The following is a 17,643-nucleotide window of genomic DNA, read 5'->3' on the forward strand; positions in this document are numbered from 1 at the left end:
GTTCAAGGGCCGGAAATGGGAGCTGTTCGGGGACGTCATCTCGAGCGAGCTCGGCCACTGAAGCCGCGCAACTCAAACTCGCTCCTGATCGGTTCGTCAACTCAGACGGATGCACCTTCTCGCAGTCGCACACGCGTGCGCGGGCGCCCCTGACTACTAAAGAAGCAGCCCCTGCGACCCCGCCGCAGGGGCTTTCTGTTGTAGGCATCAGGTAAATCGTATTGAATTGCGGCTGCGTCACCAAGAACAGGCAACACAAGAAAAGGGACGCACACACACCAAGAAAATAGGGAGATAGGAATGCCCGCTGTCACCGGCAAACTTGCGGCCGCGTCACTGGCGCTCGCGCTCATTGCGGCCTCGGCCTCCACTGCATCGGCCCAGAAGAAATACGATACCGGCGCGACCGATACCGAGATCAAGGTCGGCAACATCATGCCCTACAGCGGACCGGCCTCCGCCTACGGCATCATCGGGCGGACGGAAGCCGCCTATTTCAAGAAGATCAACGACGAAGGCGGCATCAACGGCCGCAAGATTAACTTCATCAGCTACGACGACGCCTATTCGCCGCCGAAGACGGTGGAGCAGGCGCGCAAGCTGGTCGAGAGCGACGAGGTGCTGTTCATCTTCAACTCGCTCGGCACGCCGCCGAACTCGGCGATCCACAAATACATGAACTCGAAGAAGGTGCCGCAGCTCCTGGTGGCCACCGGCGCCACCAAGTGGAACGATCCGCAGAACTTCCCCTGGACGATGGGGTGGCAGCCCAACTACCAGAGCGAAACGCAGATCTACGCGAAATGGCTGCTCAAGAACAAACCGGACGCCAAGATCGCCGTGCTGTTCCAGAACGACGATTACGGCAAGGATTATCTCAAAGGTCTGAAGGACGGCCTCGGCGCCAAGGCCGCGTCGATGATCGTCATGGAGGAGAGCTACGAGACCTCCGAGCCGACCATCGACAACCACATCGTCAAGCTGAAGTCGACCGGCGCCGACGTCTTCATGAACATCACGACGCCGAAATTCGCGGCGCAGGCGATCAAGAAGGTGGCCGAGATCGGCTGGAAGCCGCTGCACTTCCTCAACAACGTCTCGGCCTCCGTCGGCAGCGTGCTCAAGCCCGCCGGGTTCGAGAACTCGCAGGACATCATCTCCGCCGACTATCTGAAGGACATTTCGGATTCGACGTGGAACAGCGACCCCGGCATGAAGGACTTCGTCGCGTTCATGAACAAGTACTTTCCTGACGGCGACAAGCTCGATCACGGCACCATCGTCGGCTACGGCGTGGCGCAGACCCTGGTCCAGATCCTGAAGCAGTGCGGCGACGATCTCACCCGCGCGAACGTCATGAAACAGGCCGCCAGCCTGAAGGACTTCCGCACCGAAGTGCTGCTGCCGGGCGTGCAGATCAACACCTCGCCGACCGATTTCGCGCCGATCAGCCAGCTCCAGCTCGAGAAGTTCAAGGGCGAGAAGTGGGAACTGTTCGGCGACGTGATCAGCGCCGACGTCGGCGGCTAACCGCCTGATACCCACGACGATGAAAACCCCCTGCGAACCATCGCAGGGGGTTTTTGCTTGCGCGTCGATTATGATCACGCGATTGCACAATCGAATGATGGCAAAGCCGGCTTACGCTTTGGCGCATGATGCGGTAGGCAGGTGAGCGGCGCGTTTGCCGCCCGTCTTTCCTGCCCGCTCAAGGCCCTTCGTCATGACCGACCGACGCCCCCTGCTCCGCGCGCTCTACGACGCCGCCGTTGCCGCCGCTCATCCCAACACGGTGCTGGCGCCGCATTTGCGGCCCGTTCCGAGTGGACGCGTGATCTGTCTCGCCGCCGGCAAGGGCGCGGCCGCGATGGCCGCCGCCGCCGAGCGGCATTATCTCGACACGCTCGGGCTCGCACCGGAGCGCCTGGTCGGCATCGCCACCACGCGTCACGGCTACGGCGTGCCGACGCGCCACATCCGCGTGGTCGAGGCCGGTCATCCTGTGCCTGACGAAGCCGGCCTGAAGGGCGCGGCCGATACGCTTGCGCTCGCAGCCGAGGCCGGGCCGGACGATTTGCTTCTGGTGCTGCTCACCGGCGGCGGCTCGGCGAACTGGATCGCGCCCGTCAACGGCATCAGCTTCGCGCAGAAGCAGGCGGTCAACAAGGCGCTGCTCCGCTCCGGCGCGCCGATCGGCGAGATGAATGTCGTGCGCAAGCATCTGTCGCGGATCAAGGGCGGCCGGCTGGCGCGCGCGGGCAAAAATGCCGCCGAGATCGTGACGCTTGCGATCTCCGACGTGCCGCATGACGATCCCTCCGCGATCGCCTCGGGTCCGACCGTGCCCGATCCGACCACGCTCAATGATGCGCGCGCCATCGTCGCCCGGTACAAGCTCGACATCGACGATGCCGTTCGCCGCGCGCTGGACGACCCCGCGAACGAAAGCTGCAAGCCGGGAGACGCCGCGTTCGCGCGCGCGCATTTCGAATTGATCGCACGTCCGAAGCAATCGCTCGACGCTGCGGTGAGGCTCGCGCATGAGGCCGGTTACGAGACGATCGATCTCGGTGCCGACCTTGAGGGCGAGGCCCGCGACGTTGCCGCCGATCACGCCAGGCTGGCGCTTCAGGCCCGCGCGCAGGGCAAGCGCGTCGCGATCCTCTCCGGCGGCGAGCTCACGGTCACCGTGCGGGGCAATGGCCGCGGCGGCCCGAACCAGGAATACGCGCTGGCGCTCGCCGCCCTCTTGAAGGACACGCCTGACATCTCCGCGCTCGCCGGCGACACCGACGGCGCCGATGGCGGTGCCGGCCATCCCACCGACCCCGCCGGCGCGCTGATCGACGCGGCGACATTCGCGAAGATGACGGCGCAGGGGCTGCAGCCGCAGGCCTATCTCGACAACAACGATGCGACGACGTTCTTCGAGGCGACGGGCGACCTGCTGCTGCCGGGTCCCACGCTGACCAATGTGAACGACATCAGGGTGATCCTGGTCGACTGACACGGCGGCATCGCCATCCCGCCGGCGCCGCGCGCGGTTCGGCGGGACGGCCTGGTTAACGATCTCTGAATTCTCGTCGGCGTCCTCTTTTCCAGGGGGCGGGCATCGCCGCCTTTAACCTCGCATTCGCCGCAGTTTCAGGAACATGTCCCGAAACTGGGCGTATTGTTGGGCTGATTCACCACCGCCTGCTCTAATCGCGTCGTCCCGGGGGCAACGCACATGGCGCAAAGTGATCAGGAGGTCGCAAGCATTGATCCGCTCGTGCTCGGCGAGCTGCTCAAGTGCGCCGCCAATAATCTGTGGCTTGGGATCATCCTTTTTGGCAGCGACCGCAGGGTCATTTTCTGCAATCCGCGCTACCGCGAGATGTACGCGCTCTCGCCCGAGCAGGTGCGCCCGGGAACGCCGATCAAGGACCTGATCCAGCATCGGCTCAAACTGGGCCTGAACATCGGCGGAGAAGCCGGCGCCTATGTCCGCGCCCGCACGGAGGGCTCGGTCGTCAGCGAGCAGACGGTCCAGCAGTTCGCCGACGGAAGAATCATCGCCTACACCATCCATCCCCTGCCCGACGGCGGCGGCATGGCGACGCACGAGGACATTACCGAGCGCGAAGAGCTCAGTGCGCGGCTGCAGGAGCGCAATTTTCAGTTCGACATTGCGATCAACAACATGTCGCAGGGACTTTGCTTCTTCAGCGCCGACCATCGGCTGCTCGTCTGCAACACGCACTATATCGAAATGTACGGCCTGCCGCCCGACCGCGTTCGTCCGGGCACGCCGCTCCAGGAGATCCTCGACCTGCGCTTCGAAGCCGGCAGCGTGCCGGCAATGACGCGGGAGGAATACGCCACATGGCGGACCGATGTCGCCACGTCGGCCGAGGCCATGGACAGCATCGTCGAGATGCGGAACGGGCGAACCTTCAAGATCAGGCACCGACCGATGCCCGATCTCGGATGGGTCGCGACGCACGAAGATATCACCGAGCAGCGCAAGGCGGAATTGCAGATCGCGCATATGGCGCACCACGACGCGCTGACGGACCTCGCCAATCGCGCCCTGCTCGGTCAGCGCCTCAAGCAGGCGCTCGAACAGGGCGGGATGTTCGCGATCCACCACATCGATCTCGACAAGTTCAAGGCCGTTAACGACACCCTGGGCCACCAGGCCGGCGACATCCTGCTGCAGGATGTCAGCCGCCGCCTCAAGCAGCTCGCGCGCGACAGCGATACGATCGCGCGCATGGGCGGCGATGAATTCGTCATCCTCCAGTCGCCGATTTCCGATTCGAGCGAAGCGGACACGCTGGCGCGTGATGTTGTCAGCACCCTGAGTGCTCCGTTCGGGCTCGACGGACATCAGGCTATTGTGGGCGCGAGCATCGGGATCGCCATTGCGCCCGGTGACGGCTCGACGCCCGAGCAACTCCTGCACAATGCCGATCTGGCCCTGTATCGCGCGAAAAGCGACGGCCGCGGCATGCACTGCTTCTTCGAGCCGGCCATGGGCGAAGAGGCGCAAAGCCGTCGTGCACTGGAGCAGGACCTGCACAACGGCCTTGCCGCCGGCGAGTTCGAACTGCACTACCAGCCGGTCGTGAAGACCGACGGCGGCGAGATCAGCGGCTTCGAAGCCTTGATCCGTTGGCGACATCCGGGGCGCGGACTGGTCGCGCCGAACAGCTTTATCCCGCTTGCGGAAGAGATCGGCCTGATCGTGCCGATCGGCGAATGGGTGATCCGGCAGGCCTGTGCCACTGCAAGCCGATGGCCGGACCATCTGCACGTCGCCGTCAACATCTCGGCGGTGCAATTCCGCCAACCGGGCCTAACAGAGGTGATCGTCGGCGCGCTCGCGGCCTCCGGCCTCGATCCGCGGCGGCTGGAAATCGAAATCACGGAAAGCGTTCTGCTGCAGGACAGGCATGGGACGCTGACGACGCTGCACCAGCTCCGGGCGCTGGGCATCAAGGTCGCCATGGACGATTTCGGCACCGGCTATTCGTCACTGACCTATCTGCAATGCTTCCCCTTCGACAAGATCAAGATCGACCGGTCCTTCGTCAGCGGCGTGGAAAACAATGCGGCCTCCCTCAGCATCGTGCGGGCGGTGGCGGCACTGGCGCGCGGGATGGGCATGACGACGACGGCGGAGGGCGTGGAGACCGAGGAGCAACGGGACCGGATCGCAGCGGAAGGCTGCACGGAAATGCAGGGCTATCTGTTCAGCCCGCCCTTGCCCGCCGGGGAAATCGAGCGCCGTTTCCTGTCCGCGGAAGCACCTGCCATGCCCGACCGGTTCGCTGCGGCATAACCGCCGCCAGTCCGCCCGCGATTCCGGGTTTGATGCCCGGTCGCCGGGGCAATCAACCGTCAAAACTCGTTGGCGATCTTCGAGAGCATCCCGAGCAGGGCTTCGCGGTTGGACGGCCCGAGCAGCTCGTTCAGCCGGGCCTCGTGCTTGGTGGCGACGAGCTTCTTGGCGCGGGCCAGCACGGCCTTGCCCTTGTCGGTCAGCACCAGGATGTGCGAGCGGCGGTCGTTGGTGGAGCGGATCCGCGCGCAAAGGTCGCGGCTCTCGAGATTGTCGAGCATGGCCACGAAATTCGGACGCAGGATGCCGAGGGTGGAGGCGATCTCGGTCTGGTTACGGCCGGGGTTTTTCTCGACCAGCAACAGCACGGAAAACTGCGCCGGCGTGAGCTGGAGCGAGGCCATGCAGCGCAGGAAGTTCTCGAACACCTTGAGCTGTGCCCGCTTCAGGACATAGCCGAGCTGCTCCGAGAGCTCGCCGAGCTGGAGGGCTTCGCCAGGCCCGTCGGCCGCGTCCTTGCGGCCCTTAGCGGTCTCGGCGGGTTTTTCAGAGGACTTTTCAGCGCTTTTGGAAACGGTCATCGCCTCATGCTCGCAATCCCGTTAAGTTCGGGAGGATCGTTCGCCACCCTTGATGTTATATTTGATAATTGTTATGGACCATATCAAATATCGTCAGCGCTGTTCAATGGCTGTGAGCGGACCGTCCACCACAATCAGGGGACCGGTCCTGAATCTTTGAGGGGGAGCGTCCGGTCTTGAATACCACCATCATGCTGTTCCTGCTGCAGGACGGCATCACCAATGGCGCGATCTATGCGCTGCTCGGCCTGGCGCTGGTGCTGGTCTTCGCCGTCACCCGCGTCATCCTCATTCCCCAAGGCGAATTCGTCACCTATGGCGCGCTGACCTACGCCTCGCTGGCCGCGGGCCAGATGCCGGGCACGGCCAAACTCGCGCTCGCCCTTGGCATTGGCGCCTTCGCGTTCGACCTGTTCGCCGCGCGCAAGGCGCTGCACGGACGCCTGGTGCTGCGCAGCATCCTCACCAACATCGTGCTGCCGGCCATCGTGCTGGCGCTGACCGTCTACTACGCCGCCCAGAAGCCGCCGGTTGCGGTCTGCATCGCGCTGTCGCTGGTGATCGTGGCGATGATCGGCCTGTTTCTCTACCGCATCGCATTCCAGCCGCTGGCGCACACCTCGGTGCTGGTGCTGCTGATCGCCTCGGTGGGCGTCCACCTCGCGCTTCAGGGTTTGGGCCTTTTGTTCTTCGGCGCCGAAGGCCAGCGCGGACCTGCCGTGCTGTCCGGATCTTTCACCACCGGCGCGCTGCGCTTCACGGGCCAGAGCATCACGGTCTACGGCATCACTATCGCCTTCATCGTCGGGCTGTGGCTGTTCTTCGGGCTGACACTTTACGGCAAGGCGCTGCGCGCGACCGCCGTGAACCGGCTCGGTGCCCGGCTCGTCGGCATCCGCACCACGCTGTCCGGGCAGATCGCCTTCCTGCTGGCGTCCGTCATCGGCGCACTGTCGGGCATCATGATCGTGCCGATCACGACGCTCTATTACGACTCGGGCTTCCTGATCGGCCTGAAGGGCTTTGTCGCCGCCATCATCGGCGGGCTTGTCAGCTATCCCCTCACCGCGGTCGCGGCGCTGGTCGTCGGCATCGTCGAGGCGTTCTCGTCCTTCTATGCCTCCAACTACAAGGAGGTGATCGTTTTCATGCTCTTGATTCCCGTGCTGCTGCTGCGCTCGCTCGCGGCGCCTGCGGTCGAGGAAGAGAAGGACTGACGCCAAGATGCAGAGCCGGCTCCCCATCCTCATCTTCGCGCTGATCATGGCGGCGATCCCGTTCGTTCCTGGCATGCCCCCGTTCTGGATCGTGCTGCTGGACAATGTCGGCCTCACCGCCCTGGTCGCGATGGGCCTCGTGCTGCTGACCGGCGTCGGCGGCCTGACCTCGTTTGGACAAGCGGCCTTCGTCGGCTTCGGCGCCTACACCACCGCGGTGCTGTCGACGACCTACGGCATGTCGCCCTGGCTGACGCTGCCGCTGTCGCTGGTGGTCAGCGGATTGTTGGCGGTGCTGCTCGGCCTCGTCACGGTCCGTCTGTCCGGCCATTATCTGCCGCTCGGCACGTTGGCCTGGGGACTCGGCTTGTTCTATCTCTTCAGCAAGCTGGAGTTTTTGGGAAGAAACGACGGCATCTCGGCGATCCCACCGCTGTCGATCGGCTCGTTCAAAATGCTCTCGCCCGGTTCGATCTACTACGCGATCTGGGTTGCCGTAATCCTCTCGGCGCTGCTCACGATGAACCTGCTGGACTCCCGTACCGGCCGCGCCATCCGCGCGCTCCGGCGCGGCCATGTCGCGGCCGAGGCGTTCGGCGTGCACACGCCGCGGGCGAAAATGCTGGTGTTCATCCATGCCGCCGTGCTCGCCGGCCTCTCCGGCTGGCTCTACGCCCATCTTCAACGCGCGGTGAATCCGACGCCGTTCGGCGCGCAGGCGGGCATCGAATATCTCTTCATCGCCGTGGTCGGCGGCGCCGGCTATGTCTGGGGCGGCGTCCTCGGTGCGGCGCTCGTCGTGGTCCTGAAGGAAGTGCTGCAGAGCTACCTGCCGCTGATCCTGCCCGGCTCCGGCCAGGTCGAGACCATCGTGTTCGGCATCATGCTGGTGGCGCTGCTCCAGCTCGCACCCGGCGGCGTCTGGCCCTGGCTGATGTCGTTCCTGCCCCAGCGTACCAGTGGCAAGAAGCCGGACACTTCGCTGAAACTGGAGCAGCGCACCCGCTCGCCCGGCCAATCCAGCGTCCTGCTCCAGGTCGAAAAGGCGCGGAAGCAATTCGGCGGCGTGGTCGCGGTGAACAACGTCTCCTTCGACGTTCAGGCCCGCGAGATCGTCGCGCTGATCGGCCCCAACGGCGCAGGCAAGAGCACCACCTTCAACCTGATCACCGGCGTGCTGTCGGCCAGCTCGGGCTCGATCTCCGTGCTCGGCAACAAGGTGGACAGGGCTCCGCCGCAGGAGATCGTCAAGCTCGGCATCTCCCGCACCTTCCAGCACGTCAAGCTGGTGCCTGACATGACCGTGCTGGAAAACGTCGCAATCGGCGCGCATCTGCGCGGCCATTCGGGGCCGATCTCCTCGATGCTGCGGCTCGACCGCACTGATGAGGCAAAGCTGCTCGCCGAGGCCGCCCGCCAGATCGAGCGGGTCGGACTGGGCGAGCAGATGCATCAGCTCGCAGGCTCGCTCTCGCTGGGACAGCAACGGATCGTCGAGATCGCCCGTGCGTTGTGCGTCGATCCGATGCTGCTGCTGCTCGACGAGCCGGCCGCCGGCCTGCGCCACATGGAGAAGCAGCAGCTCGCGACGCTGCTGCGGGAGCTACGCGACGGCGGCATGAGCGTCTTGCTGGTCGAGCACGACATGGGCTTCGTCATGAACCTTGCCGACCGCATCGTGGTGCTCGATTTCGGCACCAAGATCGCGGAAGGAACGCCGGCCACGATCAAGACCAATCCCGAAGTGATCAAGGCCTATCTCGGAGTGGCGGCATGAGCGCGCTGTTGTCCGTCGCCGACGCCCATGTCGCCTATGGCAAGGTCGAGGCCGTGCGTTCGGTCTCGCTCGAAGTCGGCCAGAACCAGATCGTCACCATCGTCGGCGCCAACGGCGCCGGCAAGACCACGCTGCTGTCCGCCATCATCGGCATCTTGCCGCTGAAGGGGCGCGTTTCATTCGCAGGTCAGGATTTGTCGCGGCTCGACATCGAGGACCGCGTCGCCATGGGGCTGGGCCTCGTTCCCGAGCACCGCGAATTGTTCGTGACCATGAATGTCGAGGACAATCTCGAGTTAGGAGCCTTCCGCATCGAGAGAAGCAAGGCGAAAGCCTCGATGGAGCGGGTCTACACGCTGTTTCCGCGGCTCAAGGAGCGGCGCAAGCAGCTCGCCGGCACGCTCTCCGGCGGCGAGCAGCAGATGCTCGCAATGGGCCGCGCGCTGATGGGCGAGCCCAAGCTCCTGATGCTGGACGAGCCGAGCCTCGGCCTCGCCCCGATCATCGTCGCCGACATTTTCCGCATCGTCACCGAGTTGCGTGCCGCCGGCGTCTCCGTGCTGCTGGTCGAGCAGAACGCGCAGGCCGCGCTCAAGATCGCGGATCAAGCCTACGTCATGGAGCTCGGCGAGTTCGTGCTCAGCGGCAAGGCCAGCGACATCGCGGCGAATGAACGCGTCGCCGCCAGCTATCTCGGCTTCCAGCACGAAGGCGCGAGTGTGTTGTAAGTGCGCCGTCAACTCCTCTTCCCTTCTCCCCTTGCGGGAGAAGGTGGCGCGAAGCGCCGGATGAGGGGTATCCATCCAAACGGAAACCGCTTCATACGCGGAGAGGGACCCCTCATCCCGCGCAAGTCGCTCTAGCTTTCATTGGATGGTGAGTTCGCCTCCCCCTTCAGCGCCGCGACCTCCGCGTCCAGCTCCGCTATCTTCGTATCCCTCGCCGCCAGCGCCGCTGCCACATCGCCAGCGTCGAACTTCTGCGGGATGTGCTGCGGGCAGTTCGTATCCCACGCTTCGATCTTGAACAGGATCACCTGCTCCGGGCGCGCCCGATAGCCTTTCGGCATCAGCGATGTCGTCAGCGCCTCGTCGTCCTCGACCACGCGGGCCTCGCCCCAGATCTTCACTCGACGGCGATGGGCGTAGTCCATCACGAAGATGTAGGCCTTGGGATTTTCAGACAGGTTTCCCTGCGTGATGTATTGCCGATTGCCGGCGTAGTCCGCGAACGCGAGCGTCTGCTTGTCCAGCACCTTCAAAAACCCCTTCGGGCCGCCGCGATGCTGAATGTAGGGCTGGCCGTCGGCAGAGGCCGTGGCGAGATAAAAGCTGTTGGCGTCGGCCAGGAACGCCGCGAGGTTCTCATCGACCTCGGTGCGCCAGCCGCGCTGCTCGGCATGCGCATAGCCTTCGCGTGATCCCTTTCGGGTCTGGATCGACTTCACCGCCGGCGTGAATGCCACGTCGCTGGCGTAGGTGTGAGTTGCCGTCATCGACCATCTCCCGAAATCCCGGCGCGTCCTTGCGTCTTCGCCAGCTAAAGTGGACTTTTCGCAGGCTAAAACAATCAGCCGGCTTGACACTTCATCATTGCGTTATATGCAATAATGCCATGGACCGCCTTGAAGCCATGCATGTTTTCGTCACCGTCGCCGATTTGCGCGGCTTCGCGCCAGCGGCACGAAAGCTGCGGCTGTCCCCCTCGGCGGTGACGCGGCTGATCGCGGCTCTGGAGGAGCATCTCGGGGCGCGGCTGTTGCAGCGGACCACCCGTCAGGTGACCCTGACCGACGTCGGCACGCGCTATCTCGAGCGCGCGCGTCGCATCCTCGCCGATGTCGAGGAGGCCGACGGCTCGGCACGGGAGGAGCGCAGCCGGCCGAGCGGGCGGCTGGTAGTGGCGGCGCCGGTCGGCTTCGGCCGGCTCCATGTCGGCCCTGTCATGATCGCCTACCTCAAGCGCTATCCCGAGGTCGCCTGCGAATTGCGGCTGTCGGACAACCTCGTCAATCTCGTGGAAGATGCCGTCGACGTCGCGGTGCGGATCGGCCATCTCGCCGACTCCTCGCTCGTCGCGCGCCAGGTCGGCGAGATGCGGCGGATCGTGGTGGCGACGCCAGGCTATCTCAAGCGCCATGGCGAGCCGAAGACGCCGGAGGTACTGCTTACGCACCAGACCATCGCGTTCGGTCCATCCGCGAACTGGCGCTTCGTACAGAACGGCCACGACATCGAGGTGGCGCCGAATCCACGGTTCGCCAGCAACAGCGCCGACGCCGCCCTGCAATATGCCGAGGCCGGCGGCGGCGTGACCCGAGTGCTGGCCTATCAGGCCGCCGAAGGCTTGCGGCGCGGGCGGCTCAAGATCGTATTGGCGAACTACGAGCAGCCGGCGCTGCCAATCCACATCGTCTACCCGACCTCGCGCCTGCTCTCCGCCAAGGTGCGCGCCTTCGTCGATCTCGTGGTGGAGACCGCGGAGTGGAAATTTGGGTGACGCCCTCACCCCTTCTTCGGCACGACGCGAAAGGTGCCGCTGGCGCGCGCGATCACGGCGCCGTCGGCCTTCGCGAGGCACTGCGCGAAGCAGATCGTGCTGCCGGTCTTGATCGCCTCACCCTCGACTGCCAGCCATTGGCCGATCTCGCCGGCGCCGACATAGTCGACCGACAGCGAGATCGTGACCAACGAGGTGGTCCAGCCCGTCGCCTGCGCGCAGCTGTAGCCCATGGCGGCATCGGCCAGCGCCGCGATCAGGCCGCCATGGATCAGCCCGCGCGCGTTGGTGTGCGGTGTTGCCAGCCGCAATCCCACGGTGACGCCGTTGTCGGTCTTCCTGGAGTAAAGCGGCTCCCAGGGATCGGTGAGCGGGGCTTTGCGAAAGTGCGGCTCGAAGCCGGCGGGGATGTCGGTGCTGGTCATGTCCATCTCGCGTTGGTGGCTGCCGCCATTGAACGCGAGGGACGTGACGGTTGCATCACCTACAAAGTTTTAAACGACATTTGCGCGGGCGTTTGAAATGGACGGCGGCGTCGCCTCACCAGGACTGTCATCACCCGCGAAAGCGGGTGATCCAGTATTCCAGAGACGGCGACGTGATACGGAGAGGCCGCGGCGTACTGGATGCCCGCCTTCGCGGGGGCATGACAGTGACCGTCCTAAAACGGCAGCCCCACGTAATTCTCCGACAGCGACGTCATCGCGGCCTGCGACTGCGTGACGTAGTCGAGCTCGGCGAGCTGGATGCGCGCGCCGATGGTGCCGGTGTCGGGGAATTTGTGCAGCATCGAGGTCATCCACCAGGAGAAGCGCACGGCCTTCCAGACCCGCGCCAGTGCCTTCGCCGAATAGGCATCAATGCCGGCGCTGGATTTTTCGTCGTAGAACTCGCGAAATGCGCTCGACAGATAATGCGCGTCGCTGGCCGCCAGGTTCAGCCCCTTGGCGCCGGTCGGCGGCACGATATGGGCGGCGTCACCGCACAGGAACATCCTGCCGAAGCGCAGCGGCTCGGCGACGAAGCTGCGCAGCGGCGCAATGCTCTTCTCGATCGAGGGGCCCGTGATCAGGCTGTCGGCGGCGTCCTGGTCGAGCCGGCGCCTGAGCTCGTCCCAGAAACGGTCGTCCGGCCATTGGTCGACATGGTCATCGAGCGCGCACTGCACATAGTAGCGGCTGCGTCTGGTCGAACGCATGGTGCACAGCGCAAAGCCGCGGGCGTGGTTGGAATAGATCAGCTCGTGGCTGACCGGTGGCGTCTCGGAGAGGATGCCGAGCCAGCCGAACGGGTAGATGCGCTCGAACTCCTCGATCGCCGAAGCCGGAACGCTGGCGCGGCTGACGCCATGAAAGCCGTCGCAGCCGGCGATGAAATCACAATCGATCGTGTGGGTGACGCCATCCTTCACGTAGGTTACGCGCGGGTGACTGCCGTCGAAATCATGCGGCTGCACGTCCCTGGCCTCGTAGACTGAGGTGAGACCGGCGGCCGCGCGTGCATTCATCAGGTCGAGCGTGACCTCGGTCTGGCCGTAGATCATGACCGTCTTGCCGGTCGAAGCCTTCAGGTCGATGCGGTGCCGGCGCCCCGAAAAGGCGAGTTCGATCCCTTCATGCACCAGACCTTCGGCATGCGCCCGCGCGCCGGCGCCGATCTGGTCGAGCAGCGCGACGGTCCCCTCTTCCAGGAGACCTGCACGGATGCGGCCGAGCACATAGTCCGGGCTCTGCCGCTCCAGAATGACATTGTCGATGCCGTAACCGTGCAGCAGTTGCCCAAGCAACAATCCCGCCGGCCCTGCCCCGATGATTGCGACTTTTGTCCGCAATACTTGCTCCTCCCGATCCTGTAGGCTTTCGGCGCGGCTCGCTTGTCGCAGCCGTCCGCGCACGATAATTATATCATATAACGGTTGGGCAAAAGGGAGTGCGCGGCGGCACGCCGCGCCAGTTCCGGCTTGAACGCGCCGGCCAATTAGATAACATGTTAATTAACGAGACCGGGCCATCGAAGCCCGCCGTCAAAAGAGGGAGAGACACGTGATGAGGAAAGCCTGTCTGGCGTTGCTGCTGGCAGCAAGCGTGAGCCCTGCGCTCGCGCAGGACAAGACCTTCGATTTGAAGATCTCGCACTGGGTGCCGGCCTCGCATCCGCTGCAGAAATCGCTCGAGGACTGGGCAGCCGCGGTCGAGAAGGATTCCGGCGGCACCATCAAGGGCAAGGTGTTTCCGGCCCAGCAGATGGGCAAGGCCTTCGACCATTACGACATGGCGCGCGACGGCATCGCCGACGTCACCTATGTCAATCCCGGCTACCAACCGGGCCGTTTCCCGATCATCGGCGCTGGCGAATTGCCGTTCCTGATCTCGGACGCCAAGGGCGGCTCGATGGGGTTGGACGCCTGGTACCGCAAATACGCCGAGAAGGAGATGAAGGACGTCAAATACTGCCTCGCCTTCGTCCACTCGCCCTCCTCGTTCCATTCCAAGACCAAGAAGATCGTGATGCCGGAGGACGTGAAGGGCCTGAAGATCCGGCCCGCCCACGCCACCATGGCGAACTTCGTCACCTCGCTCGGCGGCACCAATGTGCAGTCCTCCGCGCCCGAAGTGCGCGACATCATCGAGCGCGGCGTCGCCGACGGCGTCACCTTCCCATGGGGCTCTCTCGTGCTGTTCGGCATCGACAAGGTGACAAAGTACGACATGGAGGCGCCGCTCTACACCACGACCTTCGTGTTCGTCATGAACAAGGACAAGTACAATGCGATGTCCGACAAGCAGAAGGCCGCGATCGACAAGAATTGCACGGTCGAGATGGCCGGTGTGGTCGGCGAGCACTGGGGCAAGTTCGAGGATGCCGGGATCGACAAGGTCAAGGCGGAGAGCGGTCACGAGGTCTACAAGCTGACGCCCGAGCAGACCGCCGCCTGGAAGAAAGCCGCCGAGCCCCTGGTGAAAACCTGGAGCGACGGCGCGAAGAAGGCCGGCGCCGATCCGGACGCGGCGCTTAGCGAGCTGAAAGCCTCGTTGAAGAAGTACAACGCGCTGGCGGAGTAGCTCTTTGTCGAAACACATGCGGCGGCGGGATGCATCTCGCCGCCGTTGTTCTGCAAGCGGGCCGAGACGCGAGGAGCGCGTCCTCTCCCTCTCCGGCCTGAGGATCACATCTCCTAGGAAGCTCACATGAAGCGCAGCTGGATGGATCGCGTTATCGATTCGATCGAATGGATCGCAGCGGCCTTCGTCGGCATCGTCGCGCTCGACATCTTCCTGTCGGTGCTGCTGCGCAACACGCTGAACTATGCGATCCCCGATAGTTTCGACATCGGCCGCATGCTGCTCGGCATCCTGATCTTCTGGGGCATCGCCGCGACCTCCTATCGCGGCACTCACATCACGGTCGATTTGGTCTGGGGCAATGTCGGGCCGCGCTACCAGCGCTGGATCGACGTGTTCGCGACGCTGGTGCTGCTGTTCGTCGTGACGGTGCAGACCTGGACGCTGTTCGACAAGGTCCGCGGCACCTACAACGACAACGTCCAGACCTTCGACATGCACATGCCGACCTGGCCGTTCTTCGCGATCGCCTGGATCGGCGACATCTCGGCCGTGCTGCTGATCGCGATCCGCACCTACCGGTTGATCTTCCATCCCGAAGAAATGCACGACCCCAAGCTGAAGGCGACGGAGTAATCATGAGCACCGATGCCGTCGCCGTAATCGGCTTCGTTTCCCTGTTCGCCCTGATGCTGCTGCGCGTGCCGGTCGGCATGGCCATGGGCCTCGTCGGCGTCTCCGGCTTCTCCTATCTCGTCGGCGCCACCCCGGCGCTGAAGCTGGTTGGCCAGACCTCGATGCGCACCGTGACCGACTACACCTTCGGCGTCATTCCGATGTTCTTGCTGATGGGCTCCTTCGTCAGCAATTCCGGCATGAGCCGCGAGCTGTTCCGCGCCGCCAACGGCTTTGTCGGCCATTTGCGCGGCGGACTCGGCATCGCTACCGTCGGCGCCTGCGGCGGCTTTGCCGCGATCTGCGGCTCCTCTGTCGCGACCGCAGCGACTTTCTCCGCGGTCGCTTATCCCGAGATGCGCCGTTTCGGCTATCCGCAATCGTTTGCCACCGGCGTGATCGCGGCCGGCGGCACGCTGGGCGCGATGCTGCCGCCCTCCACCGTGCTCGCCGTCTACGGCATCATCACCGAGCAGGACATCGGCAAGCTCTTCATCGCCGGCATCATTCCGGGCATCCTGGCGATGACAATGTACATGATCACGATCTTCCTGATCGGCTATTTCCGGCCGGACTTTCTGCCCAAGGGCAAGGTGCTGCCGTGGCGCGAGCGCTTCGCCGGCCTGAAGGACATCTGGGCGCCGGTGCTGCTGTTCGTGTTCGTGATCGGCGGCCTCTACGGCCTGCCCTATTTGCCGCGCTTCACGCCGACGGAAGCCGGCGGCGTCGGCGCTGCCGGCGCCTTCATCATCGGCGTGGCGACCGGCCGGCTCGACCGCGAGAAGATTCTGGCCTCGCTGCTGCAGGCGACGCGAACGGCGGCCGCCGTGTTCACCGTGCTGATCGGCGCCTTGATCTTCGGGTACTTCCTCACGGTGACGCAGACCCCCCAGAAGGTGACGGAATTCCTCACCGGCCTAGGCCTCGGCCCCTACGGCGTGCTGGCGCTGATCATGGTGATGTATCTCGTGCTCGGCTGCCTGATGGACGCCATGGCGATGATCATCCTCACCGTGCCGATCATCTTCCCCGTGATCATGCATCTCGGTTTCGACCCGATCTGGTTCGGCGTCATCATCGTCATGACGGTCGAGCTCGGCCTGATCCATCCGCCGGTGGGCATGAACGTCTTTGTCATCAAAAGCGTGGTGAAGGACGTCTCCTTCTCCACGATCTTCAGGGGCGTGATCCCGTTCGTTGCAACAGACCTCCTGCGCCTGGTGATCCTGATCGCCTTCCCGCTGCTGGCGACGTGGCTGCCGACGCGGATGATGGCCCATTGAGGGGTAAATCGATGACCACGCCGACGCTGGAAACCAGATACGTCTTCACCGTCACCGCACGCATCGGCGACGTCGTCACCGCCGGCGAGACCGGCATCGGCATTCGCCGCATCGTTCCGATCATCGGCGGCGAGGTGACGGGCGCGATCACCGGCAAGGTGCTGCCGTTCGGCGCGGACTTCCAGACCATCCGCCCGAATGAGCTGATCGATCTCGAAGCGAAGTATGCGTTTGAAACCGACGACGGCGCCATCGTCTATGTCGAGAACAAGGGCATGCGCTTCGGCCCGGTCGAGCTGTTGCAAAAGCTCAAGCGCGGCGAGCCGGTCGACCCGAAGCAGATCTATTTCCGCACCGTGCCGAGGTTCGAGACCGGGCATGAGAAATACCGCTGGCTGATGGAGCACATTTTTGTCGGTTCAGCAGCGCGGCATGCGGATCGCGTGGTGATCGACGTGCATCAGGTGATGTGAACGCGTCGCGCCGCAAGGGCCGGCTAGTCCATTGACATGTCGGTATCTGTAGCGTATGCGCTACAGATACCGACAATCAAGAGAACCGACGAATTCTCTGACTGGCTTAGAGACCGGAGAGCGAAGGCAAAAATCCTCGCCCGGATCGATCGGCTGGCGCTCGGCAATCCCGGAGACGTTGCTGCGGTCGGAGGCGGCATCAGCGAAATGAGAGTCCATGAGGGCGCCGGATACCGGATCTACTACGTTGCCCGAGGCGAGGAGATCATCGTCCTTCTTTGCGGTGGCGATAAAGGCTCTCAGCCGGGGGACATAGCGTTGGCAAAGAAGATCGCGAGCGAATTGGAGGTCTGAGCAATGGCAAAAGTGAAATCATTCGATGCTGCGGAGTACCTCGACAGCCCCGAGATGATTGCGGCCTATCTCACCGAAGCCTTTGAATCTGACGATCCGTCCGCAATAGCGATGGCAATCGGTGCCGTAGCCCGTTCTCAGGGCATGGGCGCCATTGCCGAAAAGGCCGGTCTATCCCGTGAGAACTTGTATCGCTCGCTTGGCGGCGAGGCCAAACCCGAATTCGGCACTGTGATTAAAGTTCTCCACGCCATGGGTATCAACCTTGTGGCGCAACCCCAAAGTGGAACGAAGGCGGCGTAGCGCGCCGGATCGCATCGGCGTCCGCAATATCGATCCCAATCTTGCGCATCGGGCATTCGGGTACGGGCGCTGCACCCGGGCTGTCGTCCCTTT

At 64.0% G+C, this 17,643-nt stretch carries 17 protein-coding genes and 1 pseudogene; 14 read left to right on the top strand and 4 right to left on the bottom strand.

The window, feature by feature from the left end:
• Nucleotides 1-300 precede the first annotated feature (300 nt).
• The 4 genes and pseudogenes from IVB47_RS02975 to IVB47_RS02990 all read left to right on the top strand — a co-directional run bounded on the left by IVB47_RS02975 (nt 301) and on the right by IVB47_RS02990 (nt 5,326).
• The gene (locus tag IVB47_RS02975) at nt 301-1,530 is read left to right on the top strand and encodes an ABC transporter substrate-binding protein (RefSeq protein ID WP_247432042.1); all 1,230 of its coding nucleotides are present in this window, start codon (nt 301-303) and stop codon (nt 1,528-1,530) included.
• Between the two features lie 193 nt (nt 1,531-1,723).
• On the top strand, nt 1,724-3,007 hold the full coding sequence (locus IVB47_RS02980; RefSeq protein WP_247459734.1) for a glycerate kinase: 1,284 nt from the start codon (nt 1,724-1,726) through the stop codon (nt 3,005-3,007).
• A 222-nt stretch (nt 3,008-3,229) separates the two neighbouring features.
• Nucleotides 3,230-3,955, top strand: a pseudogene (locus tag IVB47_RS02985) (PAS-domain containing protein); the annotation flags it as partial.
• A gap of 75 nt (nt 3,956-4,030) precedes the next feature.
• Nucleotides 4,031-5,326 carry an EAL domain-containing protein gene (locus IVB47_RS02990; RefSeq protein WP_247459822.1) on the top strand — a complete coding sequence of 432 codons (1,296 nt, stop codon included), beginning with the start codon at nt 4,031-4,033 and terminating at the stop codon, nt 5,324-5,326.
• A gap of 59 nt (nt 5,327-5,385) precedes the next feature.
• Here IVB47_RS02990 and IVB47_RS02995 read toward each other — a convergent pair whose 3' ends face one another.
• Complete coding sequence (locus tag IVB47_RS02995) at nt 5,386-5,907, bottom strand: MarR family transcriptional regulator (protein ID WP_027570162.1); 522 nt, start codon at nt 5,905-5,907, stop codon at nt 5,386-5,388.
• A gap of 176 nt (nt 5,908-6,083) precedes the next feature.
• On the opposite strand from IVB47_RS02995, the gene IVB47_RS03000 reads away from it, so the two are divergent.
• The 3 genes from IVB47_RS03000 to IVB47_RS03010 are packed head-to-tail and all read left to right on the top strand — an operon-like array spanning nt 6,084 to nt 9,629.
• On the top strand, nt 6,084-7,124 hold the full coding sequence (locus tag IVB47_RS03000) for a branched-chain amino acid ABC transporter permease (RefSeq protein ID WP_247459736.1): 1,041 nt from the start codon (nt 6,084-6,086) through the stop codon (nt 7,122-7,124).
• Nucleotides 7,125-7,131: 7 nt separating this feature from the next.
• Complete coding sequence (locus IVB47_RS03005; RefSeq protein ID WP_051462974.1) at nt 7,132-8,901, top strand: branched-chain amino acid ABC transporter ATP-binding protein/permease; 1,770 nt, start codon at nt 7,132-7,134, stop codon at nt 8,899-8,901.
• On the top strand, nt 8,898-9,629 hold the full coding sequence (locus tag IVB47_RS03010) for an ABC transporter ATP-binding protein (RefSeq protein ID WP_027570159.1): 732 nt from the start codon (nt 8,898-8,900) through the stop codon (nt 9,627-9,629). The genes IVB47_RS03005 and IVB47_RS03010 overlap by 4 nt, the downstream gene beginning before the upstream one ends.
• A 131-nt stretch (nt 9,630-9,760) precedes the next feature.
• On the opposite strand, the gene IVB47_RS03015 is transcribed toward IVB47_RS03010, so the two are convergent.
• Nucleotides 9,761-10,396 (bottom strand): pyridoxamine 5'-phosphate oxidase family protein, encoded by a 636-nt coding sequence (locus IVB47_RS03015; RefSeq protein WP_247459738.1) that lies wholly within the window; start codon nt 10,394-10,396, stop codon nt 9,761-9,763.
• Between the two features lie 119 nt (nt 10,397-10,515).
• Between IVB47_RS03015 and IVB47_RS03020 the strand changes: the two genes are divergently transcribed.
• Nucleotides 10,516-11,400, top strand: coding sequence for a LysR family transcriptional regulator (locus tag IVB47_RS03020; protein ID WP_247406190.1), 885 nt, complete (start codon nt 10,516-10,518; stop codon nt 11,398-11,400).
• Between the two features lie 5 nt (nt 11,401-11,405).
• Here IVB47_RS03020 and IVB47_RS03025 read toward each other — a convergent pair whose 3' ends face one another.
• On the bottom strand, nt 11,406-11,825 hold the full coding sequence (locus tag IVB47_RS03025; RefSeq protein WP_007599679.1) for a PaaI family thioesterase: 420 nt from the start codon (nt 11,823-11,825) through the stop codon (nt 11,406-11,408).
• Nucleotides 11,826-12,061: 236 nt separating this feature from the next.
• Entirely contained in the window at nt 12,062-13,231 is a 1,170-nt protein-coding gene (gene pobA / locus IVB47_RS03030; RefSeq protein WP_247459741.1) for a 4-hydroxybenzoate 3-monooxygenase, read from the bottom strand.
• 214 nt (nt 13,232-13,445) lie between these two features.
• Here pobA and IVB47_RS03035 point away from each other — a divergent pair, with 214 nt between their 5' ends.
• The 6 genes from IVB47_RS03035 (at nt 13,446) to IVB47_RS03060 (ending at nt 17,550) form a co-directional block, all read left to right on the top strand.
• Nucleotides 13,446-14,462: a TRAP transporter substrate-binding protein gene (locus tag IVB47_RS03035; RefSeq protein ID WP_247406185.1), complete on the top strand. Its 1,017-nt coding sequence runs from the start codon at nt 13,446-13,448 to the stop codon at nt 14,460-14,462.
• Nucleotides 14,463-14,588: 126 nt separating this feature from the next.
• Nucleotides 14,589-15,098 (top strand): TRAP transporter small permease, encoded by a 510-nt coding sequence (locus tag IVB47_RS03040; RefSeq protein WP_247459742.1) that lies wholly within the window; start codon nt 14,589-14,591, stop codon nt 15,096-15,098.
• A gap of 2 nt (nt 15,099-15,100) precedes the next feature.
• Nucleotides 15,101-16,420, top strand: a complete 1,320-nt coding sequence (locus IVB47_RS03045) for a TRAP transporter permease (RefSeq protein WP_247459745.1) — start codon at nt 15,101-15,103, stop codon at nt 16,418-16,420.
• Nucleotides 16,421-16,431: 11 nt separating this feature from the next.
• Entirely contained in the window at nt 16,432-16,893 is a 462-nt protein-coding gene (locus IVB47_RS03050) for a DUF3237 domain-containing protein (RefSeq protein ID WP_247459747.1), read from the top strand.
• Nucleotides 16,894-16,959: 66 nt separating this feature from the next.
• Nucleotides 16,960-17,247 (top strand): type II toxin-antitoxin system RelE/ParE family toxin, encoded by a 288-nt coding sequence (locus tag IVB47_RS03055; RefSeq protein WP_247459824.1) that lies wholly within the window; start codon nt 16,960-16,962, stop codon nt 17,245-17,247.
• A gap of 3 nt (nt 17,248-17,250) precedes the next feature.
• Nucleotides 17,251-17,550: an addiction module antidote protein gene (locus tag IVB47_RS03060; protein ID WP_247459748.1), complete on the top strand. Its 300-nt coding sequence runs from the start codon at nt 17,251-17,253 to the stop codon at nt 17,548-17,550.
• Nucleotides 17,551-17,643: the final 93 nt, after the last annotated feature.

The sequence above is a fragment of the Bradyrhizobium sp. 62 genome (assembly GCF_023073035.1).
Lineage (GTDB): Bacteria > Pseudomonadota > Alphaproteobacteria > Rhizobiales > Xanthobacteraceae > Bradyrhizobium.